17 protein-coding genes and 3 pseudogenes are annotated in these 23,065 nt (G+C 54.4%); 6 read left to right on the top strand and 14 right to left on the bottom strand.

The window, feature by feature from the left end; all coding sequences use genetic code 11:
- The first annotated feature begins 31 nt into the window (after nucleotides 1–31).
- Nucleotides 32–2,017: a right-handed parallel beta-helix repeat-containing protein gene (locus tag FE784_RS22590; protein ID WP_139604501.1), complete on the top strand. Its 1,986-nt coding sequence runs from the start codon at nucleotides 32–34 to the stop codon at nucleotides 2,015–2,017.
- Nucleotides 2,018–2,222: 205 nt separating this feature from the next.
- Here FE784_RS22590 and FE784_RS22595 read toward each other — a convergent pair whose 3' ends face one another.
- The 10 genes from FE784_RS22595 to FE784_RS42920 all read right to left on the bottom strand — a co-directional run bounded on the left by FE784_RS22595 (nucleotide 2,223) and on the right by FE784_RS42920 (nucleotide 13,464).
- Nucleotides 2,223–3,470: an MFS transporter gene (locus FE784_RS22595; protein WP_139604502.1), complete on the bottom strand. Its 1,248-nt coding sequence runs from the start codon at nucleotides 3,468–3,470 to the stop codon at nucleotides 2,223–2,225.
- Between the two features lie 119 nt (nucleotides 3,471–3,589).
- A complete protein-coding gene (locus tag FE784_RS22600) occupies nucleotides 3,590–3,805 on the bottom strand; it encodes an aminoglycoside 6-adenylyltransferase (RefSeq protein ID WP_139604560.1) in 216 nt (71 codons plus the stop codon).
- Nucleotides 3,806–4,182: 377 nt separating this feature from the next.
- The gene (locus FE784_RS22605) at nucleotides 4,183–4,458 is read right to left on the bottom strand and encodes a fimbrial protein (RefSeq protein ID WP_139604503.1); all 276 of its coding nucleotides are present in this window, start codon (nucleotides 4,456–4,458) and stop codon (nucleotides 4,183–4,185) included.
- A 3-nt stretch (nucleotides 4,459–4,461) separates the two neighbouring features.
- Nucleotides 4,462–4,755, bottom strand: a complete 294-nt coding sequence (locus FE784_RS22610) for a hypothetical protein (protein ID WP_139604504.1) — start codon at nucleotides 4,753–4,755, stop codon at nucleotides 4,462–4,464.
- 29 nt (nucleotides 4,756–4,784) lie between these two features.
- A complete protein-coding gene (locus FE784_RS22615) occupies nucleotides 4,785–6,431 on the bottom strand; it encodes an extracellular solute-binding protein (protein ID WP_139604505.1) in 1,647 nt (548 codons plus the stop codon).
- Between the two features lie 314 nt (nucleotides 6,432–6,745).
- The gene (locus FE784_RS22620) at nucleotides 6,746–7,621 is read right to left on the bottom strand and encodes a carbohydrate ABC transporter permease (RefSeq protein WP_139604506.1); all 876 of its coding nucleotides are present in this window, start codon (nucleotides 7,619–7,621) and stop codon (nucleotides 6,746–6,748) included.
- A 36-nt stretch (nucleotides 7,622–7,657) separates the two neighbouring features.
- Nucleotides 7,658–8,551: an ABC transporter permease gene (locus FE784_RS22625; RefSeq protein WP_425465558.1), complete on the bottom strand. Its 894-nt coding sequence runs from the start codon at nucleotides 8,549–8,551 to the stop codon at nucleotides 7,658–7,660.
- Nucleotides 8,552–8,793: 242 nt separating this feature from the next.
- On the bottom strand, nucleotides 8,794–11,028 hold the full coding sequence (locus FE784_RS22630) for a helix-turn-helix domain-containing protein (RefSeq protein WP_139604507.1): 2,235 nt from the start codon (nucleotides 11,026–11,028) through the stop codon (nucleotides 8,794–8,796).
- A 202-nt stretch (nucleotides 11,029–11,230) separates the two neighbouring features.
- Nucleotides 11,231–13,159: a glycosyl hydrolase family 28-related protein gene (locus FE784_RS22635; RefSeq protein WP_176706439.1), complete on the bottom strand. Its 1,929-nt coding sequence runs from the start codon at nucleotides 13,157–13,159 to the stop codon at nucleotides 11,231–11,233.
- 101 nt (nucleotides 13,160–13,260) lie between these two features.
- Nucleotides 13,261–13,464, bottom strand: a complete 204-nt coding sequence (locus FE784_RS42920) for a hypothetical protein (RefSeq protein ID WP_425465560.1) — start codon at nucleotides 13,462–13,464, stop codon at nucleotides 13,261–13,263.
- A gap of 25 nt (nucleotides 13,465–13,489) precedes the next feature.
- On the opposite strand from FE784_RS42920, the gene FE784_RS42925 reads away from it, so the two are divergent.
- From FE784_RS42925 to FE784_RS22660, 4 genes and pseudogenes are all read left to right on the top strand, one after another.
- A complete protein-coding gene (locus tag FE784_RS42925; RefSeq protein WP_425465559.1) occupies nucleotides 13,490–13,690 on the top strand; it encodes a class I SAM-dependent methyltransferase in 201 nt (66 codons plus the stop codon).
- Nucleotides 13,665–13,868, top strand: a pseudogene (locus tag FE784_RS42010) (helix-turn-helix domain-containing protein); the annotation flags it as partial. The gene FE784_RS42925 and the pseudogene FE784_RS42010, both read left to right, overlap by 26 nt.
- A 37-nt stretch (nucleotides 13,869–13,905) precedes the next feature.
- Nucleotides 13,906–14,003 (top strand): annotated as a pseudogene (locus tag FE784_RS22655) (VOC family protein); the annotation flags it as partial.
- A 438-nt stretch (nucleotides 14,004–14,441) separates the two neighbouring features.
- Complete coding sequence (locus FE784_RS22660) at nucleotides 14,442–14,627, top strand: EamA family transporter (protein WP_246132132.1); 186 nt, start codon at nucleotides 14,442–14,444, stop codon at nucleotides 14,625–14,627.
- 86 nt (nucleotides 14,628–14,713) lie between these two features.
- Here FE784_RS22660 and FE784_RS22665 read toward each other — a convergent pair whose 3' ends face one another.
- From FE784_RS22665 to FE784_RS22675, 3 genes are all read right to left on the bottom strand, one after another.
- Nucleotides 14,714–18,436 carry an ABC transporter ATP-binding protein gene (locus FE784_RS22665; RefSeq protein WP_218103797.1) on the bottom strand — a complete coding sequence of 1,241 codons (3,723 nt, stop codon included), beginning with the start codon at nucleotides 18,434–18,436 and terminating at the stop codon, nucleotides 14,714–14,716.
- Nucleotides 18,437–18,440: 4 nt separating this feature from the next.
- On the bottom strand, nucleotides 18,441–19,478 hold the full coding sequence (locus FE784_RS22670) for an ABC transporter substrate-binding protein (RefSeq protein ID WP_246132133.1): 1,038 nt from the start codon (nucleotides 19,476–19,478) through the stop codon (nucleotides 18,441–18,443).
- Nucleotides 19,479–19,664: 186 nt separating this feature from the next.
- Entirely contained in the window at nucleotides 19,665–20,486 is an 822-nt protein-coding gene (locus FE784_RS22675; protein ID WP_139604511.1) for a helix-turn-helix domain-containing protein, read from the bottom strand.
- Between the two features lie 194 nt (nucleotides 20,487–20,680).
- Between FE784_RS22675 and FE784_RS22680 the strand changes: the two are divergent.
- Nucleotides 20,681–20,924, top strand: a pseudogene (locus FE784_RS22680) (manganese catalase family protein); the annotation flags it as partial.
- A gap of 163 nt (nucleotides 20,925–21,087) precedes the next feature.
- On the opposite strand, the gene FE784_RS22685 reads toward FE784_RS22680, so the two are convergent.
- Entirely contained in the window at nucleotides 21,088–23,061 is a 1,974-nt protein-coding gene (locus tag FE784_RS22685; RefSeq protein ID WP_139604512.1) for a right-handed parallel beta-helix repeat-containing protein, read from the bottom strand.
- Nucleotides 23,062–23,065 lie beyond the last annotated feature (4 nt).

Below are 23,065 nucleotides of genomic sequence, written 5' to 3' on the forward strand. Positions count from 1 at the left end.
AAATCAAACCATAACCAAGGAGGCTATAACGATGACCGATTTTCGTCAACCCCCTCTGGATGACCCGCATGACGTATTTACAGCCCAACCTTCCGTGTCCTCCGGCACCGGCGACACTTCCGATGCCGGACCGCGCAAGCTCAGCCGCCGCAAGCTGCTGGCGGGCCTCGGCGCAACCGGACTTGCCGCAACCTCCGTTATGCTGTGGAACGGTGACGGCAGCCGCAGCGTCTTGGCGGACGTTTACAACGACCCCTCCCGGAAAATAAAACCGGTCCCCCGACACGCAGCCGGCTGCTGTTTCCTGACCACGATCGGCGACCTGCGCGCGCTGGCAACGCCGGACCCCGATATCGTCTATTATGTGACCGATCCCGGACAAGAGGGCTTTTTCAGCTACGATCCGCTGGACACCGCTTCGACCGACAATACCGGAACGATTCTCGTTTCCGGAGGCGGTGCGCGCTTCAAGCGCCATCTGTCCGACATGCTCTCGGCATCTTGGTTCGGGACAAAAGGCGACGGCGTCACCGCAAATACTGCAGCCTTTCAAGCGGCGCTGAATGCCGCCGCAGGCAAGACGCTGTATATTCCCAAGCAGACCGGACCGTTTTACTTGACCGGCCAGCTGTTTGTCTCCAGCAACACCACGATTGTGCTCGAAAGCGGGACGATTATTCAGGCGCTCGATACGCTAAGCCGGACCGCGCCCTACGAGCGTCTGCTTCGCCTGAAAATGGTGGAAAACGTCGTGATCCGCGGCAACGGAGCCACTTTGCGCATGAATAAGGCCGTCTATACGAGCGGCGAGCAAGCCCACTGCGTCGACATCAGCGGATCGCGCAACGTGGTGATCGAGAACTTGAACTGCAATGACAGCGGCGGGGACGGGTTTTACGTAGGCGTCTATGAGGTGACCCCCGGTCATGGCCCTTGCAGAGACATCATCCTGCGCGACTGCGCGGCCGATAACAACCGGCGGCAAGGCTTGTCCGTCATATCGGTGGACGGCCTGCTGGTGGAAAACTGCCGGTTTACGAATACGAACGGCACCGCTCCGGAATCGGGCGTCGATGTGGAGCCGAACGGGCAAAGCGAGCCGCTGCGCCGCATCCGGTTTGTAAACTGTCTGTCTCAGGGCAATGCCGGTCAAGGTTTCCTGACCGCGCTGCTCAAGCCGACCCGGCTCTCTCCGCTCATCGATATTACGTTCGAGGGCTGTACGACGCGCGGCAACCTTTACGGCTTCGTGATCAACTCCGCAGAGGAGGGCGTCAAAGCGCCGCAGGGAGAAATCCGTATGATCGACTGCACGGCGGAAGAGGCTCAGTCTTCGGGATTTTGGGACATTTCCAATTCCTCCGACAGCTTGCGCCGGACCTACGTGCGCTGTCGGGCGATCAACTGTCAGACGACGATGGCGCCGGACAGTGTCTACGGCTTCAGCGCTTCCTTTGTCGTCACTTGCTCCACCTCGCGGCCCCGTGTCTCGGTCGGCAATGTGGAGATGATCGATTGCCAGTCCATCGATACACGCGCCACGGCTCTCGTCAAGCACGGCTTCGCGCTGAAAAAGCGCTCGGCGCAAAAGATCGGCGATGTGCGGTTTTTCAACTGCACGACGATCGGCGGCAACCAGAACACGTATCTGATCGATTCGGTGGCGGAGCGGGTCGCCGCGGTCCATATTCCGCAGCCGCGTCATGAAGTGGCCGCTTCCGCTGCCCTCACCTTCAACTGGCTGGAAGCCGCCATTACAAATCAGCCGGCGCTTGGAAACATCACGCTTACCCTGCCCGTTGCGAAGGCGGAGATCCGGTATACGTTTATTGTCGATGCCGCTTTTCAGATGAAGCTGCAGGCTGCGGGCAGCGGCGACCTGCTGACGCCGGACGGACCCAAATCGTACATCGCAAGCTCCATCCCCGGCAGCACGATAACATTGCGTGGACGAGCCGACCTGAAATGGGAAATCGTATCGGCCGTCGGCGACTGGCTTACCGACAGTGGCGTGTAGGGCGGCATGCCGGGGGAGTGTCCACTCCCCCGGCATCGTCAGTCCGTTATGCTCGATATGCTGCAAAATGTACCCTTGGTCGAGCATCCGCTTTCGACGACAGTCAACAGCCCGCGTCCCGCCGTTCGTCTGCGGGATAACGTGAGCACTTCCTCAAACTCGATCAAAAATAAGATTGGCGCTGCAGCCATCATTTTCAGCAACATCATACTCCTTCAATTTGATTTTCATCAAGCTTAGCATGGCGCATCGGGGAGAGCCAGAACCAGATTGCGCAAAACGCTAATCCCGCCACGGCAAGGGTCAAAGAGGTGCGGAACCCGAACGTGTCTGCAATTAGTCCACCCAGGGGCGCCCCGATCACGATCATACTGCGATTGATCGATCTCATCGTAGCGTTCATACGTCCTTGCAGGGAGAGCGGAGTAACGGTTTGGCGATAGCCCATTTCCAACGGTCCTTCGACGCCCATTGCAAAACCATATAGAAATTGTCCCGACATCACCACGAACATCGGGAAGACGGGGCTATGGAATGAATCGACGGAAGGCGCCACTGCAATCAAGAACAAGGCGGGGACGTATAATATGCGGGAGAATGTCATCGCAAGGCCGACGCCAAGACGCTGTCCAACCATGGTGGACAGGAAACTCCCCGCTACCGCTCCAATTCCCGCAGCCGCAAGAGCAAAGCCGACTTTCGATTCGTTAAAGCCAAGCTCGACAAGGGCAAAGGTGACCAATACCGCCCCCGTCATGCTGTGAAAGAAAAACCAGGCATGCGTATTGAGGGCGAGCGATCGCAGATAGGGATGCCGATACACCCATCGCAATCCTTCTTTCACTTGCGTCCGAACAGATCCGGCCGGCGCTTCCACTTTGGACGCGTGTTGGATCGAAGCCATCCATGCTCCGGACATCCCGTAAGCCGCCGCGTTGACCAGAACCGTGAACGGGGCTCCAACCCAAGCAACCAAGCCTCCGGCTAGTGCCGGACCGCTGGATTCAGCCACGGCGGCGCTCTGTTCCAGACGCGCGTTCGCTCGGGTCAACATATCTTTCGGCACCAATTGGGGCACAAAAGACTGGTAGGCCGCATCATGGAAAATGGACAATATGCCGAATCCCATCATCATGACCATCAACCAGCCCATTTGAAGCGTTCCGAATAGATCCGTCAACCCGATTAAAGCCATCAAGATACCCCGTCCCAAATCCGTTAACACAAGCACATATTTACGCTGAGCCCGATCAATCATCACCCCGGCGACAAGTCCAAGAACGACATAGGGAAGCCACCTGGACGCATTCATCCACCCCACGTCTGCGGCTCCTCCTTGAAGGTTGGCCACGATTAAGACCTGAAGGGACAGCGAGGTGATATAGGTGCCAAAGTAAGAAGTCGTGGAGGCAGCCCAAAAACGAACAAAAGATTGAGATTGGGAGAGTTTCAAGATTGCTAGGACTCCTTTGCGATCAAATTTCCCGCAGCATGGCCACCTCCATGCACCAACATTTTTCATGGTGTCCGGCATCGATCCGCTCGATCTTCAGCACGGGAAGCCTGTGGACGCTATACCGACTTATCACGATATTGCTGCTTCGTATACGCGGTGATTGCCCGATCGTAATCCGGATATGGATAGCCGAAAATGTCCGCCACCGCACTGGAGGACTGTCTGAACATCTCGAAGCACGTGAACAACGACTTCCACATCTGAGGATAACCGTTCCCGGCATAGGTGGACAACAGATCGCCCCAGCGGTCCGCTTCAAGATAACGGTCGATAAATTTATAACACCTGGGATGACATGGGTATCAGTTTCCACTAAAAATCGCAATTAGCACTCACTACATTCGAATGCTAGTCCAATGCTATCTTATTTTTCGTTTTTATGTCAATTCGAAGATGAACTTATCGACGTACTCGAAGGATGAGCTAACGCAATTAAGCGTAAAAAGAGCCTCGGGCAATCACTTCCATCTCAGCACGGACCGTCTTCCCGGCCCCGTCAGCCCCCGACTTGGGCAATAGCACAGCACAAGCTCAACCGCTTCTCTGGCCTGCTCCTCGATATCCGATGCGCCCGAACGAAACGCGAAAGGACCCCCAGTCCCCTGAATGAGGGGATGGAGGTCCTTGACTCGCTCTTACTTGAACGGCCCTACAACAACGAGGTTTGCAGCGTTCCGGTATTGGTCACCGGCACGGCATACCGGCTGCCCAAAGGCGATCGGAGAACAAGCCGCTCCTCTCCGATACGGCCGAACGGCTCCCACACGCCGGACGTTCCGCCGGTTACACACACCCATCCGACATAATCCGATGAAGAAACGTCCGTCTTGTACACCAGCGATCCCCGCACCCAATCCCCGGCCGTTGGCACGCTGTCGGCCGAACTGACCGTCGCGCCCTTGGCCAAGCCTTCCGGAGTCATCAACCGCTACACATAGCCTGCATTGCCTACAGGCGCGCCGGCACCCGAGAATACATTGTCCTGCGTAATGCGCACATCCGAGCCGTTCGCTCCTGTAGCCAGAAAAATACATTGCCGGGCTGCCACGATCGAGTTTCCGCTCACGATCGTGTCGGTGACATCCGTAGCCGTCCGTAGTGCCGGCATCGACCTGCCCATCCCGGCATGCTCGGCAACTTTGACGCCGTCCAGCCAAAGCGATATCGTCTGCACACCGTCAAAGTTGATGCTCCAGTCATGGATGGCTTGTTCGCTCGGCATATCCAGTTGAAATTGGTCCGAACGGCGAATTATTTCGTATACCAGTCTTTCGTAAGCACGATGGAGGCTTTGTTGTCGGTAAACCACTTCTTATAGAAGTCGTCTACCTGCAAGCCGCCGGCCTTTTCCCAGGCGGATTTGGCATCTGCCAGGGCTTTCTCGATCGGGTACGAGGCCCCTCCGACAGTGGCTTTCGACCAGATATCCGCTGCGGCCTTTAATCCGTTCGTATAGATTAATTGCAAGTCTTGAGGTAAAGAAGGCAAGGAATTTTGATCAATGTCGTAGTAGATCGGACGCTCCACTTTCAGGTAGGCGTCATCCGAGCTTTTAACAATCTCGGCGAATTCCTTGTCGATCGGTTTCGAAGTGTCCAACTGAGAAATGTACCTCGCGCAATCGCCTTCTTGCACGGTTGAATACAGCATCCGATAATCCGCGGTCCATGAGACCTCTTTGGTAGAGATCGGCTGGTTGGGAGCCGGACAGCCGTTTGCCCCTTTTTTGTAGTGCGTGCCTTCCAGGCCATACTTCAGCGTATTTCCGGTGGACTCTTTCACAAGGAAATCGACGTACTTCATAATGGCTTCCGGATCTTTGGCTGCAGCGTTGACTACCGTTGTAATGAATATGGGCGGATTGATGGCCGGACTAAACTGGCCGAAGCTGGACTTGGGCAAAGGAATGGCAATGATTTCGCCGCTCGGGTTGTTTTTCTTGAACGACTCGAATACTTTATAGCCCAATGCGTTCGCTCCTCCATTGGCCCCAAATATGCCTAGCTTTCCATTGACGAAATCCTGCTGGGCTTTTTCCCCGTTGCTGTCGGTCAAGAAATCCTTATCGACAAGCCCGTTGTCGTACAGCTGTTTCTTGAATGTATAGGCTGCCGCCGCCCGATCCCATTGATGGACATAATTGCCGTTGTTGATCCCGAATTCGCTATAGCCGAACATGGCGTGGACGATTTGTCCCCCTACGAAGCTCAGATTAATGCCGAAGGTATCCTTTTTGCCATTGCCATCCGGATCGTTGTCCGCAAAGGCTTTGATGACCTTATACATGTCCTCCGTCGTTTCGGGAACTTCCAAATTCAACTTTTTCAGCCAATCGGCGCGAACATAAAGTACATGGTTGGTATCCAAAGGTGCGACATAACCAAGTCCGTACAATTTGCCGTCGTCTTTCATGCCGAGTTTCTTCAAGGCAGGGTATTTTTCCAATAGGGCTTTGTATTCCTTGCTGTATTTGGCAATCGGCTCATCAAGCGGCATTAATTGTTTTTGCGCGTAGGCTTGATTTTTGAACGGCGCGCTAAATTCGAAGATGAGATCCGGCGCTCCGCCAGAGGCGAATAAGAGGTTCAGCTTTTTCTCCGATTCGGCGCGAGGCACCGAGACGAATTTCACGTCCGTCGGACCGTTCTGATTCAACCAGTCGGTCCACCTGTTCTTGATCGGCGTTCCTTCCTCCGCCGGGATATTGCCCCGGTCATAGATGGAGGCTGTGATTTGTCCGCGTTTGGCCGTTGTAGGCGAAGACTGCGCCGAAGACGGATTCTCGGTTGCGGCAGGCGATTCCGATTTACTGCAGGCGGCGAGCAGAGCGCCGGAAGACAACACCACGACCATCCCAAGCTTTAGCCCGTTGAAATTGCGGTTAACAGCTGCTTTCATTTTTGACCCTCCACATTTGGATTTTTTCCTTTCAGTATAGCAGTTGCCTTAGGAACTGCGACGAAATTACCTGCCTGTTTGGCGGCGTCCCCTTCAGTCCAGGCAGCCTTCTGTCCGCCCAAGGGAGGGACGTTATTTCGTCGCAGTTCCTTAGGCGCGATCAAAAAATAATAGACCAATTGGTTGTCCGAAAAAAGCGTAGTGACGCGTATGATCGGACAACATGAGGTCCGCCATTTTTTGATCGCGCCTTAGTCCCGTTGTTACGAGGCCTCACCTCCAGCACGAATGGTTTGGAATATAAAATCCAGGTATCAGCCTTTGATCGCGCCGATCATAACACCCTGAATAAAATATTTTTGCAGAAAGGGGTAAATCACGATCATGGGAATGACCATTACCATGATCCCGGCCGATTTGATTCCTTCCGGCGTTACGACCGTTTGCTCCTGTACGGGCAAATTGTTGATTTCCTGGAGCAGAGATTGACTTCGGATCATCTGCTGAACCAGAACGGCCAAATTATATTTCTCGATATCCTGGATGTACAAGAGCACGCCTACAAACGAGTTCCAGTAACCGACGGCGTAAAAGAGGGCGACGGTAGCCATAACCGGAAGCGACAGCGGAAGAACGATTCGCGCCAAGTATCGAAATTCCCCGCAGCCATCCATTCGGGCGGCTTCCTCCAGTTCGCCGGGGATATTGGCGAAGAAGGTTCGCATAATCAGCATGTAGTAGGTGCTTATAAGAGCCGGAAGCCATAACGCTCCGTACGTATTCATCAACCCTAACGATTTGACGACCAGATAGGTTGGAATCATGCCGCCGCTGAACAGCATCGTAAATACGATCGCCAATGTGAAAAAACGTCGGCCATACATGTAGGAACGCGACAAGGGATACGCCGCGAGAATCGTAAACGCCAAGCTGCCGACAACGCCCACAACCGTGATCAGGACGCTGTTCAAGAACGCTTGCACGATTCTTGTTCCGCTCATCAGTAAACGGTAAGAATCCAGGCTCCATCCCCTTGGCCAGAGCGAGACGCTGCCCGACACGATATGATGAGGGTCGCTTAGGCTGAGAGCGGCCACATGCAGGATCGGCAGCAAACAGCTAAGCGCGATCAGTCCAAGTATCAGGGCATTCAAGCGATAAAACAGTTTCTCTCCGAATGAAGTTCTCATTGGTTTCCCCTTTTATAAGTTCTTGATAGGAAGGCATTACCATAACCCCTGTCCGAATTTTCTCGCGGTTCGGTTCGCTAGCACCACGAGAACAAGACCTACGACGGATTCGAACAACCCGAGGGCGGCCGTGAAGCTGAACTGCGCCCCTTCGATACCAATTCGGTAAACGTAAGTAGAGATAACCTCCGAAATACTTGAGACGACCGGGTTTTGCAAGACGAATACCTTATCGAATCCAACCTCCAGCACATTCCCGATCGACAGGATGAACATGATGACAATTGTCGAGGCTATGCCCGGAATCGTAATATGGATCATTTGCTTCCATTTGTTGGCCCCGTCCATCCCCGCGGCTTCATATAGGCTAGGATCGATTGAGCTTAAGGCCGCAAGATAAATAATGGCCGCGAAACCGGATTCCTTCCAGATGCCCGCTCCGAGGAAAATGGCGATCCAAGAAGCCGGTTTATATAAAAAGGGATAGACGTCTCCCGTCAACCGCAGCATCAGATGATTGATAATTCCCGATTCCTGGGCGAACAGGGTCAGCACGATCCCGCCTACAATGACCCAAGAGAAAAAATGAGGCAAGTAAACCAAGGTCTGCACGAACCGTTTGAACCACATTTTCTTTAGCTCGTTTAGCAGAATGGCAAGTATAATCGGAAAAGGAAATCCGACGAATATGGACAACATGCCCAGCACAAACGTATTACGAATGATTTCTAACGACTGCGGGTTATCGAATAACATGCGAAAATGCTTCATGCCTGCCCAGGGGCTATCCCAGATGCCTTGGATAAAGTTGTAATCCTTGAATGCGATTACAACGCCGAGCATGGGCCAATACTTGAAAAGGGCGTAAAACAGAATAACCGGAATAAACATGACGAACAAGGGAATGTTCTTGCGCAATCTGACTCCCACTTCTTGGTTCTCCTCTCTGCGATGCGAATGTGATCGTTTACATTCCAAACTATAGGGACAACGGAGCCTCCGCTCAATAGATATGATTCTTGCGCATAGACCATATTCCATTGGAAACGCCAAAAATCCGCTTCTTGTCGAAGCGGACCACGGTTTTTGCGTTTATTTCAGGCATCGCGTACAAGCTCAAGATAGATCAAAATCTCGGGTAGAGGAATTTCCTCGTTGGACGCGTTGGACGCTTAAGATTCCCGATTCATTTTGCGGTAATCGCCCGGCGTTGTCCCTTCCCATTTCTTGAACACGCGAATAAACGTAATGGCATGCGTGTACCCCACCTTATGGGCGATATCCTGCACGGAGTCCGGCGAATCCACGACTAATAACCGCTTGGCTTCCTCCATTCTTACTTTGGCCACGTAATCCACGAAATTCTCTCCGAATTCCTCTTTGAACAGTCGACTTACGGTCTTCATATGGAGCTGAAACGTTTCGCTGATGTGAGTAAGCGACAGATCGGGATTGGAATAATGGGCTTCTATATACTCCTTGATTTGCAAAATGAACTTGCGGCTTTCCCTTTTTTGCTTCTGCAGCTGAAGTTGCTCCGATAAAGTCCGAAGGACCGTATGGATGATTTCCTCCGCTTCTTCTAATTGGATAAAGCCTTCTACTTTGGCTCTGATGTCCGGCAACGCCTCCTGTTCCCAGATCAATCGAAGCCCGGTCGGGAGCGTCTTGCACTCCTTGTCCAAGGCAAAGATGAAATAGTGGATAAAATCGGCCGCATCTTCACGTCTGACAGCGGCAGTCTTGAACGTCGCGAACAAGTCGCGAAGCTGCTCCTCCCAGTTCGTCTGTCCCGCGCGAAAAGCTTGCGCTGTCGAAACGATCCGATCCGCATATTGCAATAGATGACCTTGCGGCGGAGTGTTGATCTCGCCATACGAAATGACCGCATGGATGCCGGAATGCGATTTGTATTGCAGCGCCTCCAACGCCTCGGAGTAGGATCTGGCAATATGTCCGGGGAAGTCGATAACGGATCCGATTCCGCATGAAACCGTAAAGGGCAAGTGCTGCCCGATCCATTGCCCGGCTTGATTGCAAAAGCTTTGGAGCCAAGCGTCGAGCTCCGTTTGCCCTTGTCCGGCCAAGATCATAGCCGCCAATTGGTCTTGGCGCATCCATTCGCACCATACGTGCTTATTCATCTGCTGGCCCGTTTCCCGAACGGATGCGGATACGGCGAATTTCAGCAAGCTTTGATCTTGAGGGGAATAAGCGCCGACAAACTTATTCATATGATCGATCTCGAATACGACTACGGCAATTTGGCAGCCTTGATCCGCTAGCCCGACACGCTGCATCTCCAGCTCCCACTCTTCTGCCAGAAGGGGCTCTGCGTCTTCCAATATTCTTTTGAATAACAGCCTCCTGCGAAATCCTGCGCTCTCCTCCGCTTTTTTGTCAAAATCTTTGGAGTGCTCGACCAGTTCATCAATCGCCGTTCGAATGAAATGAAATTCATCCTGGCGTTCACCCCACGCCGTTTTCCCCGGTGGCCGATTGACGTTCCTAGTGTGCAGCCGGATGTTGGATTCGATCAGCTGTATCGGGCGATAATGTCTCCGAGCGGCAAGAAATAACCATGTAATCCCCACAAGCACCGAGGACAGCATAGCTGCATACCAGACATTCGAAATGGAGGACAAATAGCCATAAGCGTTCGTTTGCTTGAAACCGGATTTAACCGTCCAACCCGAATAATCGGATGTGAGCGATGTCAATACACTGCCCGAGCTTGGCTCGCTCCCGATCAATGGCGCGCCACTCGCGTCGGCTAGCGACAAAAAATTTAAATCCGAAACCAAAAGCTCCCGGAGCGCTTCTTCCAGTTTGCTCAGCTGAATATTGGCCACGATAAGTCCCTGGACTCCGGAATTAAGCGGAATTGTTTTGGATAAGGAAATCACCTGCTTCTGAACGGTTGTCTCTCCTTGAAATTCCCTGAAGGAACGGATGACGGACCACGGATGAGCGCCTTCAGCCTTCATTGCCCTTTCGAGAAAAGCGCGATCCGCAAATTGCTCAAGCGGAATCATCGTATTCGATGTCAGCACAACCTGATCGGATACCCGATACAAATAAATCGAATCGATCGATAACAAATAGGTCGACAAATCACGCACTCTTTGGGAAATAAGATAAGTTTCGTAAGGATCGCTTAAAGGATCGCCGTCAAAAAAAAGCCGAATCCGATCATTCGTCAATATTTCCTTGATCATCGTCTGTTCCGAAAAACGCAGGATGGAATCGGTTGTCTGCATAATGTTGCGGGCGAATACTTCATTCGCTTTGACCGCTTGCTGCTTCGCGTAATTCCCAAGTACCGTGAAGAATAGAAAAATCAGAATAGAGACGATCGTCAGAAAAACAGGCAAATACGACATTAGCCAGCGATGGTAAATTTTCATTTACGGATCCTTTCGCTTCAAGCCCCGATAAGAGTAATATAGTCATACCAATACTAGCACCGGGTGAAACCGGAATCAATCCGTTTTAAATTTTCCTTTTGCTCATAGAGAAATTAGAAAAAAACCGCGATTTACGCGGTTTTTATTGCTTCGCACCTCAGAAATCCTACTCGCTTCCGCATGTCCCTTTCCTCGCCGCTTTCTATCCCTTGTAATGCGCCGACCAGTTCAGCTTCACCGTCTCTCCAAGTTCCGGCGCAGTAACGAACCGGACGGTAAGATGCGTCGCATCGGCGCTCTCCGCCCATACCCCCGCCGCCGCTGCGGAGGCCGAGGCGGCGCTCACCTGGTAATCGCCTGCCTCCGGGGCATAGCCGAGTCCATGTGGAATCAGGCGGGCGGTGGCGACACCGTCTCCCGTAAAAGAGATTTGCCCGCTTTTCGCGCGGTCGGCACGAATATACGCTTCGAACGGTTGTTCCGGGAGGTCGTACATCGTCGTGCTGCCCGGAACCGTATCGCAAGCGTTGTTGCCGATAAACCGGTTCCCGCTGCTGCCCGGTGCGATCCCCCTGATCGCGGTCAGGGCTCTGTTGTCCGGATTGACGATCATGTTGTCGCTGAACACGGAGCCGATTTGCGCATATCCCGCCGCATCGACCTCGATGGCCGCAGACCCGTCGGCGACGAGATTCCAGCGATACACGATATTTTGGGAAACGATGTTCGCCTTTCCGCCTTTGGCAAATCGGATCGCCGCCTTGTCGCAATAGCCGAACCGATTGCCCGTCACATTCATATAGGAGGCGCTTTCGGCAAAGACGAGACCTCTGCTGGCATAAGCGGGATACACGCCGGGCACTTCGTTGTACCGTCTCGCCTGGATAAAGTTATTTCCCGATATCGTGGAGTTGGACGCCTCCAACACATAACAGCCGTAGTTGACCGTATGATAGCATGCATTGTTGGCGATCAATGAATCGACCAGCCGGCCGTAAAAAAAAGTAGCGAACGAATCGTTGAAATTATTTTGAATCGACAGCCCGTACGCTGTCGGAGAAGAAACGACGATGCAGCCCATTTCGCTATGGTCCGTCCCCGTCCATTTTATGGCATGAAAGCTGTTATCGTGGATCCGGTATGCGCGGGACGGCCCTCCGTAAAGGCCGATGCTGTTCATTGGATTGATCCGGATACCGAGGTAAACGGAGCTGAACAGATTGTCCTTGACCAGCAGCTGGCGGCCGTATGCATCCAGACCGATCCGAAGCACCATGATCAGGCAATTCTCCACGATGGCATCCAGATCGTTGTAAGCGTCAACATTATTGTCCGGCGCATCCGTCATCTTCATCACGATACCGTCCTGCGGCGCTCCCGCTCCGCGAATGTACAGATTCGACAGCTTGACTCCCCCGGACATGCAGCGGATCATCGGGCTGAACGAGTTGTTGGCCGCCTGAATTCGCGCTCTTCCGTACCAGGCATTGTCAGCGGAAATATGGATGCCCGACGCATGGACATAGGGCACTGTAACCGTATCGGAAATGAGATAGACCCCTTCGGAAAAAAACAAACTCCGGCTCGGGCTTCCTACGATATAATCGAATGCGGCTTGGATCGCGGCGGTGTCGTCTGTCGTCCCGTTCCCTTTAGCCCCGAACCATTTTACCTCCACCCTGCCCGTATACAGTCTTTTATAACGAGCCCCAGAAGACGAAACGAGAACCGTTCCCGTATTGTCGGCAGATGCGGTATCCGCAGGATCGTAGATGAAAGGTCCCTCCTGCCCCGGGTCTTTGACATAATAAATACAGTCCGGGTCCGGGTCCGTAAAGGCGCGAAGCGCGGCAACGGTTGTCGCTATGCAAAAGTCCATATGCAGCAGCTCCCTGAGTTTCATTCTGTACAGTTCCGGGTCCGAGCCATATACGGCCTCCGACACTGAAGCGTCCGCATGAGCCATGCCGTTCCACAAACTGCCGGCGGCTGCCGCCGTACCCAACATCCCGAGCGCGGCCAACACTTTTCGTCGCTCGAGCTTGGGAGTTTGTCCTTCTGAAGACTGCAATCGGTGATGCCCTTGATCCGCCATTTTCCATACCCCCGTTCGAACGTTTTGGGTATCCATGTCTTCGCCTTCCATATCAAACCATTCCGGGAGCTCGCCGTTAGTTGCATTATAGCTTTCCTCCTCTCAGCTTGCATATAGGACATTGTTTTCGTTAAAAGTCAATTTCTTGCTGTTTTGCTTGCAGGCTTCATTCTCGCAAGTACCAATCCTAGTCTTTCTATGTTGCGAATGCGGCCGACGATAACGTCTCTATCATCGATGGCGAGAGCAATACCGTAATCGCTACCGTTACCGTTGGCAATTTTCCATTCGGCGTGGGAGTCAAACCATAAAGGCGCAAAGAAAGGCTCGTTTGATGCCATCCTGGTCTTTCATGTTCTGCTTTTGTTGGAAGATGAACAAATGGTTCTCCAGAGAATCAATGAACTGTTAAGACCAGGAGGATTATTGATATCCGCAACCCCATGCGTGGGTGAAAAGCTACTATTAAAAAGCTTGTTATGGTTTGCGGGAAAATTTGGTTTAACGCCGGATATACGATCATTCAAAATACGCGATTTACGAACGCAACGAGCAGATGTTGTATGAACTGACGGTACGTCTAATCTCGAAGCGCGGTCTTACGATTTCGCGACAGGCAATCGCCAAACATCTTGCCACGTTGGATGAAGCAAGGCTCGTAAAATCGGTGCGAAAAGGAAAGTATCGAGTTCTTATGTTCAACAAAGAGCCCCTTAAAAACTTGCTGGAAGGATGGGTAAAGTAATTTTGTTAAAACAATTATCAAAGGAGGCAACAACCGTATGAAAATCATCGTTACCAGCTTATTCGTGCAAGATCAGGACAAGGCACTGAAGTTTTATACAGAATCGCTCGGTTTATAAAAAAGCATGACATTCCCTGTCGCTTGCCTGGAATATACCGGATGGATTTTAAGCGATGCAAGGGTGCATTCGAAGTAATGTTTCCAGAAGCCGGAGATGCGGGAAAGGCTCCAATACACGACGCCCAACGATGTTCCCGACTTCGTTGGCCCAACTTGGAACGGGAAATAGCCATCGATATTCACGTAAACTCCTGCGGTAACAATATTCGAACTCAAGATGGGCCTCCTTCGCGCCTGCCCTTTATCGGCTGTCCGGGCACGCCACTTACTACCATTTGCTTTCCCGCCTTACTTCCTCCATGATCGCCTTGACCCCTTCATCGATTTGTTCGTGTTGTGTCTGGGAGATGCTGATCCGCAGGAGCTTCGTTCACTGGTCATGCGGCGGGCGGGACGCTCCACCGGTTTTTCGCACCGCTTTCCAGCAGCGCCTTTATCGTATCCGTTCTGTTTTTGGGCGTTGTATCCTCGCTGCTCACTGCCTGGTTGTCAAACTACATTTTGTCCAAGATGGAAGCGTCGAGAATGAGCGTATTTGCCAATCTGTCCACGATCGTCTCCATGGCAGACGGAGCGGTGTTTCTCGGGGAAGAGGTTGCGGTGTATCACGGGATCGGCTCGGTGCTCATTATAGGGTAATTGGGGCGAATCGTCTGGGCCGAAAAAAAAGAGCCGCTTTCGCGGCTCCGAACACCGAATAATGTCGGCTGTTCCAATAATCCCGTTCATCGTTCTTGCCGTTCGGCTTCCGCCCGAAACTCCCAGTTCCGGACACGACGGCGCTCCTCCCAGAAGCGGCGGTAAATGCCGCTTTGGCCGATCAGCTCCTTGTGCGTGCCGAGCTGCGCAACGCCTCCCTGATCGATGACGACGATGCGGTCCGCGCGGCGAACGGTGTTCAGACGGTGCGCGATAATCACGACGGTTCGGTCCTTGGCCAGTTCTTCGAACGCTTCCTGAATATACCGTTCATTATCCGGGTCCACACTGGCGGTCGCTTCATCGAGCAGCACGATCGGCGCGTCTTTGAGCATGGCGCGGGCGATCGAAATGCGCTGTCTTTGTCCGCCCGACAGCAAACCGCCGCCCTCGCCGACAACCGAATCGTATCCGTCCGACAGCTTCAGGATAAAGTCGTGGCAGCGCGCTTTCCGGGCGGCTTCCATGACTTCCTCGAGGGTCGCGTCCGGTTTGCCGTACCGGATATTGTTCGCCACCGTATCGTCGAACAGGTAGACGTCCTGGAATACGAAGGCAAGCAGCTTCATCAGCTCGTCGCTGTCCATGCTGCGCACGTCCGTACCGCCAATCGTAATCGCGCCCGCCCTCACATCCCAGAAGCGGGCGATCAGGTGCAGGATCGTCGTCTTTCCCCCGCCCGACGGGCCGACCAGCGCCGTCGTTCCCTTGGCCGGTATCGACAAATTCAAGCCCCGAACCACATCGTTTTCCTTGTAACCGAAAGAAACGTTGCGAAAGGCGATTTCGTAGTCGTCCGGTTTCCTTGTGCCGGAAGCGGCAGGCAGATCGTCGGCCTGAATAATGTCGTTCATATGACGGACATTCGTCATATACATGCGCCGGTACAGCGCATAATCCATTAGCGGAAGCGGCTCGTAGAAACAGATCGCCAGCACCAGGAACGCCATAAATACGGCGGGCGCCAGCGTCCCGGCTCCGGTCAAGTAACCGCCGACAATAAGCACGAGCGAAAATCCGAGTTCGAATGAAATGCTGTAGATCGACGTATACGGCGTCAGTTTCCGGTTAATGGCGATGCTGGCGTCCCGGTACCGGCGAATGGCTTCTTCATAGCTGTGCATGCGGCTGCCCGTCATGCCGAAGGAGCGAATGACCGTAATCCCTCGGATATATTCCAGAATGCGGCTGTTGGCATCCTCGCGGGCCAGCGAAAGCCGATGCAGCACCTCCTGCAGCTTCCGTTCGGCCAGCCAGGCGGTCAGCACGCTTAGCGGCACTCCGATCAACGAGGCAATCGCGAGCCGCCAGTCGACCCCGATCATTACCGCCAGCAAAATCGGCGGAATGACGGCCGCCTTCATCAAAACGATCACAACGGTCGGGATATAAATATACGTACCGGCGTCGGCTTTGATCCGCGACTCGAGCAAGGAAGCATCGCGCTCGACAAAAAATCCGAAGGGAAGGCGGCGAAGGCGATCTCCCAAATACAGCCGCATATGCGTCAGGAAATGACCGAATAACGGGAACGACCATCGGTTGGTCAAATAGTAAAAAACGGCCTGTCCGACAAACAGCAGCCCCATCCAGGCAGCCCTTCGCCAGGCTGCGTCGTAATCTCCGACGAGCAGCGCGTAGAGCACGGCTACGATCGCAAGCGATCCGAGGGCGACAAACCCGTTTTCCAGAATGGAAAACGCGTAAATCCACCTCACGGTACGGCTCTTCTCGCCTGCCAGCAGCATCGTTTGCTTGTGAGCGGACATGTCCAGCAAATGACGGTGCGGATCAACTGTCCCCGACGAATTGTCGTCCGAGAAGCCACGGGACGCGACAACGGCATCGGTCTGGACCTCTCCCCCGTTCGGCTCAGCCTCGTCGCCGGAAGTCTCCGTCTTCCCTTCTTCCCGTTCCGCATCCGCTGCTTCCAGGTTATCCAGATCGTCAGCCCCCGCCTGATACGCTTCCCAAGCTCGCCGGTACAGCTCGCTTTCCCGCAGGAGCTCGTCGTGCTTCCCGGTATGGACGATTTTCCCTTCATCCATCACGACGATCTGATCGGCATGAACGATCGTCCCCAGGCGGTGAGCGATGGCCACAATCGTCTTCGGCTTGCCAGGCCCCGGTTGCAGCAGCGCGGTCAGCGCATCGCGGATGCGGGCTTCATTTTCCGGATCGACAAGCGCCGTCGCCTCGTCGAGCATGATGATCGGCGCATCCTTCAATACGGCGCGCACCAGACTGATCCGCTGGCGCTGCCCTCCACTGAGCGTCACCCCGCCTTCGCCGACAATCGTCTCGTACCCGTCGGGCAGCTCCCGAATAAACGCATCGCATGCCGCTTTCCGGGCGGCGGCCCTCACTTCTTCATCAGTCGCGTCCGGCTTGCCGAGCCGGATATTGTCCATCACGGTTCCGCGAAACAGATACGCATCCTGAAACACGAAGGAAACAAGCGCCATCAGCTTGTCCTCCGGGATGTCGCGGACATCGGCTCCGCCAATCGATATCGAGCCGCCGGACACATCCCAAAACCTCGGCAGCAGGCGCGCCATCGTAGTCTTGCCGGCTCCCGACGGCCCGACAAGCGCGGTCATCGTTCCCGGCGGGATATCCAGCGAGACATCCTCCAGCACGTTTTGCCGATTGTAGGCAAATGTGACATGACGGTAACGAATCGTCGTATCATCCGGCAGCAGCGGCCGTTCGGCGGAAGGGATCTCCGCTTCCTCGAGCATCCGGCTTACATTTTTAAGCGAGGCGGACAGGCGAAAAGCCGTCATGCCGCTTGAACGCAGCATCTTGAACAGGGCCGCCCCCACGCCCATCGACATAAGCACAAAAAAAATCAGCACCGGAACAGTCGCTTCGCCTTTGGCGATCAGCCACAGTCCGACGGGCACCACGATCAGCAAGGCGGTTCGCGACAGCAGGACAGCCGCCGTCTTGGCCGGCATGCTCCGGCGCTCGATCGAGGAGATCGCCTCGGAATAAGCGCGAACGGCTTTGGCATAAGCTTCGAACGCATGATCGGTGCGCGAGAACGCGCGAATCACCTTCATTCCGTACACATAAGTCAAAATGGCGCCGCTGATAGCCGGTCCCGCCTTGCCGTACCCCGCCTGAATCGGCTTCAAAATCTTTAAGACGATCCTGTAGCCGACCACCGTCAGTCCGATAAAGCCGAGCACCGCCAGCCCCATGCGCCAGTCCAGCGAGAACATCAGGAGGAAGGACAGGATCGGCAGCGCCGTGCTTGTGCTGATGTCCGGCAGCAGATGCGCGATCCCTTCCTCCAGCTGCTCCACATCTTCGTTCAGCGTATGTTTGATTTTGCCGCTGTCCGTCCGATCGAAGTAGCCGAGCGGCAGCCGGACCAGCTTGTCGGCCAGCGCCATCCGAATGTCGTATACGACATCGTAAGCGACCTTATGCGTCCAATCGATCGATACGGCGGTCAAAATCCCCTTCAGACCAATAGACAGCATGGCTATCACGGCGTAAAGCAGCAGCTGCTTTTGGTCGGCAAGCAGGCTGCCGTCGAGTAACCCTGCACAAATACGGTAAACGACCCAATACGGAACAAGTCCCAGCAGCGTAGCCAGAACCGCAGCCCCGACAGCGCCGGAGAGCGCAGCCTTGCGTTTTCCCAAAAAGGGCTTCAGTCGGCTCATCGGCGATGGCGGCTTCGTCCGCTTTTCGTCCTGCGCTCCCTTGGTAGATGCGGATGGTGTCGTAGAAATCACCCTCTCACTTTTTTTCCATCGCTTTGATGATCGATTCCAAACCGTATTGCTGGCCGATCGGGCCCAGGCCCATGGCGAGCTCTCCATTTAATGCGTACACCTGTTTTTCTTTCACGGCCTTGAGCGATTTCCATACCTCGCTCTTCTCCCACTCGTCCGTCAATGCCGCCAAAGATTTGTTCGTGTAGTTGAAGTAACCGAGCACGAGATGATCCGGATTGATCACGCTTAAGCCTTCCAGCGTAATTTGTCCATTGGCCGGCATATTTTCCGACGTTTTCGGCAGCGTCAGGCCCAGTCCGTCATAATAGGGCAGCAAGGTGTTCGGTTGCATGACGTAAACCGCCTTATCGCGAACCTGCACGAACAAGACCGATTCGCCTTGTCTGACGGCAAGCTTTTGCTTTCCTGCCTTCTGTGTGGCGGCAAACTTTTCGATCAGCTCCGCCGCTCGCTTCTCCTGTCCCAGAAAACTGCCGATCAGCGAAACGACCTTCGGCCATTCGGTCCGCGTGTTGATCGACTCCTCGTCGATCCAGACGACTTGGGCGATTTGCTCCAGCTGCTCCTTGATCGCCAGATTCGTTTTGCTGCCCGCAATGATCAGATTGGGACCGTAGCTCAGCAGCGCCTCCAGATTGACCTTTGTCCCCTCGCCCACAATCTTGAATTCCTTGAACTTATCGACATGCGGCTTCAACTGCTCCGACTCCAGCACCGAATTGGCGGCGGCGAAAGGAAGCGTCACCCCTACCGACGGCTGATCGAAGGGCAGCATCATCTCAACAAGCTGCCACGAAGCCAGCGCCACCTTCTGGGGCCGCTTCTCTATCGTAACGCCGCCTCCGGCGCTTTCCACCTTGCGGGGAAACGTATCGTCCGTCTTCGAAGCTTCCTTCGGCTGCGCCGCCGCTCCCGCCGCAGTGTCCCCGCTCCCAGCTGCCGTGTCATTCGGCTCCTGCGCTTGCTGGCTGGACGAGCACGCTGCCGCCAGCAGAATCATAAAGATCATTGCAAACATGCCTATCGCTTTCCGGCTCATGGTTCCTCTCCTGTCCCCTCGAATCATAATATAATGAAAATGATAATGATTATCGTTATTGATTCTAGCGCAAGAGAGGCCCAATAGGAATGGCATATATGCTGCAATTTTGATGTGATTAATTCGGTATCGGCATCGCCGCTGGCGCGAATCCAATCGGCTGGAGTCGTTCGAGTGACAGCACGATTAGTTCGATCTGTCCGATGCTTTCAGCTCCCTCGGCGATACTCCCCTGTATTTCTTGAATATTTTGCTGAATTGATACGGATCGTTGTAGCCGACGCATTTCCCGATTTCCCGGATCGACGCGTTTGTCGTCAGCAGCATCTTCTCCGCCAGATGGATTCGACGCCGAATGATATAGTGAATCGGACTGACCCCGGCCACCTTGAAAAACAGCTCGGCAAAATATTTCGGACTCATGCCGCAGCGGCTCGCCAAGCTGAACAAGGAATGCGTCTCCTGAATATGGAGATGAATATAAGCGATCGTTTCCTCGATAATGTCCCGATGATCGTTCGCCTGCAGTTTTTTGGCAGCCAGCCTCATCTCGTTCAGGAACTGGTAAAACAACGTCTTCAGCTGCAGCTCCGATTGAATGTCTCCCCGGGCCGCCGTCTCGCTCATTTGATCCAGAAGGGCATACAAATGCGGGCATTCCCCGATTACGAGCCGGTAATGCCTGTATGCATCCTTGCCCTGCAAGCCCGGAGACAGATGCCCCGTATACAGGACGCGATAAAATTCGAATGTTTCGTCTCCGATGTTCCAGGCGTGGATCCACATATCGGCGGAACTGTGAACGACGGTTCCCGGCTTCAGGTCATACGTATGCTGGTCGAGCACGAGCTTGCCCTCCCCCCGCTTCGTAATCGTGAACGAGGGCGTTACGCTTCGGTAAGCGTTGGACAGTTCATTCGGTCCTTTTACAAAATGGGCGACCGGACCGATCTTGAAGCTGTAATCGGCCCACTGCTTCGAAAGCACATTCCAATCAATGTCCGTCATTCCATACGCCGCCTTTCATTATGGCATTGCTCCTTCGATTATAAATGATAACCATTCTCATTAAAATGAAAATGTGCTGCGATCCCAGAAAAAGCGAAGCATGCGCATCGAATTGCGACGTTTAATCATGAACGGGCACGTGTAATAGATAGAGCAAAGACGAATAGCTGTCAATCGACGAGGCTGAACCTTTTATGTTCAAACGCATGGACGAAATCGCGATCGAGATTCCGGAAGTCGAGAAGCCGGATCCCAATGCTGCGGCAGTCGTACAAGAGTTGTTGGGCGGCAAGTTCGGGGAAATGTCGACTTGGAGCCGTCAAAGACTCGCGTCTGTCGTATCATTTTCTCGCCGGTGCCCAGGGCGCGATGCCTTTCGACTCGATGGGGAATCCGTGGACGGGAGCCAACGTTTTCAACAGCGGCAATCTCGTGGAATAACGAAGCCGCAAAATGGAACTCCGTCATCCCGTGCTCCACTTCATACACCAAAATATATTTTATGAACAAAAGAAAAAAGAGTGAAGAATTACGCTTCACTCTAATTGCCGGCAATCCCTAATATTTTTGATATCGGCTCATCCCTTGAACCGGGCCATCCCTAATAGCCGAGCACCGTAATATAGAAGTCAGCGTCGACCGGAGTATCGCTCGTATCGGCAATCCGCACCCGAAAACCGTTCGTGGCGGACGATACGATTGAATAGACGAGTGCCGCTCCGCCCTTCGCGGTTACTTGCGGAACGACGCTGTCCGCCGAGCTTAACGATTCGATCAGGACGACGTCGACCAAGCCGGTTCCGACTCTCGTCACGGAGGCGATCCCCTTTCCCGCCTTCAAAATGGCGCCGGTGCCGCTAAGCTGGATATGGCCATGGGCGACCGGCGTCAAAAACCACGACCCTCCGGCTTCGTTGGCCGCCGTGTTCACCTTCGCGTTCATCGCTCCATAGAAGGCGTTGTCTTTCCCGACCTTGACTCCGTAGCCGGACGCCGGGGCCGTAAGCGATACGCCGGCTGTCATAAATGATTGATCCCGATTGCGAAACGTGTTGCCGTCAATAACACCGCTTACGTTGGCGGAGGCAACGAGTACCCCGAAAGCGACATTGTAGTCGCTCACCTGAACGTTGTCTACGACATTGCCCGTGAAGGTGAAATCCTTGACCATATTCCGCAGCGTAAGAGCCGACCGCAGCGAATTGCGGAACACATTCCCGCTGATGGTCACATTCTCGAAGAAAGAGACGCTGACCGCTCCGTCGTTCGGGTGGTAGCCGTAGCCTTGGATGTAATTGTCCGACACGATCAGGCTGCGCCCGACCAGATCGTCCGTCCCGCCAGGGCTGAAGGCGGTAATGGCGGCTCTCCGGTACGGGTCCGACGGCTCGAGTAGCAGCTCGTTGCCGACGCATGCGATGTTGCGCGGCGGAGCTTTGCCATTCGTATCATTGGAGCCGCCCTCGTCGATGCCGATGGCGATATACGATCCCCGCGTCACGTTGCCGATGAACCGGATGTTGCGCCCCCCGTGGGTGTCCAGCGACTTCCATGTCGTTGCTCCCTCGACACGGTTGAAGGCGATATCCACGTTATCCGACGGTCGGCCGATCGTCAAGTTCGGATCCGGCACGCTCGTACTGCCGTGAAGCCGCGTGACGGCGATGCCATACACATTGTAATTCGGCTTTGCGCCCGCAAAGCCGGGGGACAGATGCTGTATCGTATTGCCGATGCACTTGCCGTCGACGATGCCGTACAAGCGGATTCCGTCCCGGCCGCACCTGCGGATCCTGTTGTTGGTTGCGCGGAAAAAGGTGACGTTGTCGGCGATAATGCCCGATTGGGCGAATCCCTCGATCCGGCAATTCTCGATGAAGATCCGCTCCCCCACGTCGGTAAGCGCTTGCATTTGACTGGCACCGTAACCGAGAATGGCCCGCTGATACCACCGGCCCCGTATATCGATGCCGATATTTTCGGCGTATTGGGCGTTCCAGATCGCGGCATCCTGATCTCCGTTTACCCAGTCGGGAACGCCCGTGCCGTACCAAGGACCGCGTATGTCGAAGCCGTCGATCGCGATGTCCTTGCTTCCGGGCGCGACGGCGAAGCCCGCGTTGGCGCCCGGATTCGGCTGCAGGATGATCACTTCCCCTTCCGCCACCAAGCGGGTGCCGGATCGGATGATCGGCGTGCCGCCCGTAAAATTGTAAGTACCCGGCGAGAAGCGGATCGTCCTTCCTTGCGCGGCGTCGAGGGCCGCCTGCACATCCGCGTAATTTTTGCCGCCGGTGTAGGTCAGCGTCCCCAGCAAACCGGCTACCGTTCCTCCGCTGTAGCCGATGAGCCCCGCTCCTTTTGCCGGATCGGTCCCGTTTGCCAGATCGGCGGCCAACTGCTCGCAGCAGTCATCCATCAGCTCCAAACCGTCGCCATAGACGGATTTCGTTACGGAACCGGGCATAGCTGCGGCGGAATACCCGAAGCTTGCCGCCGAGGCGGCTCCCGCCATGGCCATCGCCATCCCGGAAAGCAACTTGCGGCGGCTGATCGTCGTCTTGTTTTCGGACATTTGC

It is taken from the genome of Paenibacillus hemerocallicola (assembly GCF_006265175.1).
Lineage (GTDB): Bacteria > Bacillota > Bacilli > Paenibacillales > NBRC-103111 > Paenibacillus_AB > Paenibacillus_AB hemerocallicola.

Coding starts and splice junctions, on each gene's coding strand:
- FE784_RS22590 (WP_139604501.1), top strand. CDS start 32: ATGACCGATTTTCGTCAACCCCCTCTGGATGACCCGCATGACGTATTT.
- FE784_RS22610 (WP_139604504.1), bottom strand. CDS start 4,755: ATGCCGAGCGAACAAGCCATCCATGACTGGAGCATCAACTTTGACGGT.
- FE784_RS22615 (WP_139604505.1), bottom strand. CDS start 6,431: ATGAAAGCAGCTGTTAACCGCAATTTCAACGGGCTAAAGCTTGGGATG.
- FE784_RS22620 (WP_139604506.1), bottom strand. CDS start 7,621: ATGAGAACTTCATTCGGAGAGAAACTGTTTTATCGCTTGAATGCCCTG.
- FE784_RS22630 (WP_139604507.1), bottom strand. CDS start 11,028: ATGAAAATTTACCATCGCTGGCTAATGTCGTATTTGCCTGTTTTTCTG.
- FE784_RS22635 (WP_176706439.1), bottom strand. CDS start 13,159: ATGGATACCCAAAACGTTCGAACGGGGGTATGGAAAATGGCGGATCAA.
- FE784_RS42920 (WP_425465560.1), bottom strand. CDS start 13,464: ATGGCATCAAACGAGCCTTTCTTTGCGCCTTTATGGTTTGACTCCCAC.
- FE784_RS22670 (WP_246132133.1), bottom strand. CDS start 19,478: ATGAGCCGGAAAGCGATAGGCATGTTTGCAATGATCTTTATGATTCTG.
- FE784_RS22675 (WP_139604511.1), bottom strand. CDS start 20,486: ATGACGGACATTGATTGGAATGTGCTTTCGAAGCAGTGGGCCGATTAC.
- FE784_RS22685 (WP_139604512.1), bottom strand. CDS start 23,061: ATGTCCGAAAACAAGACGACGATCAGCCGCCGCAAGTTGCTTTCCGGG.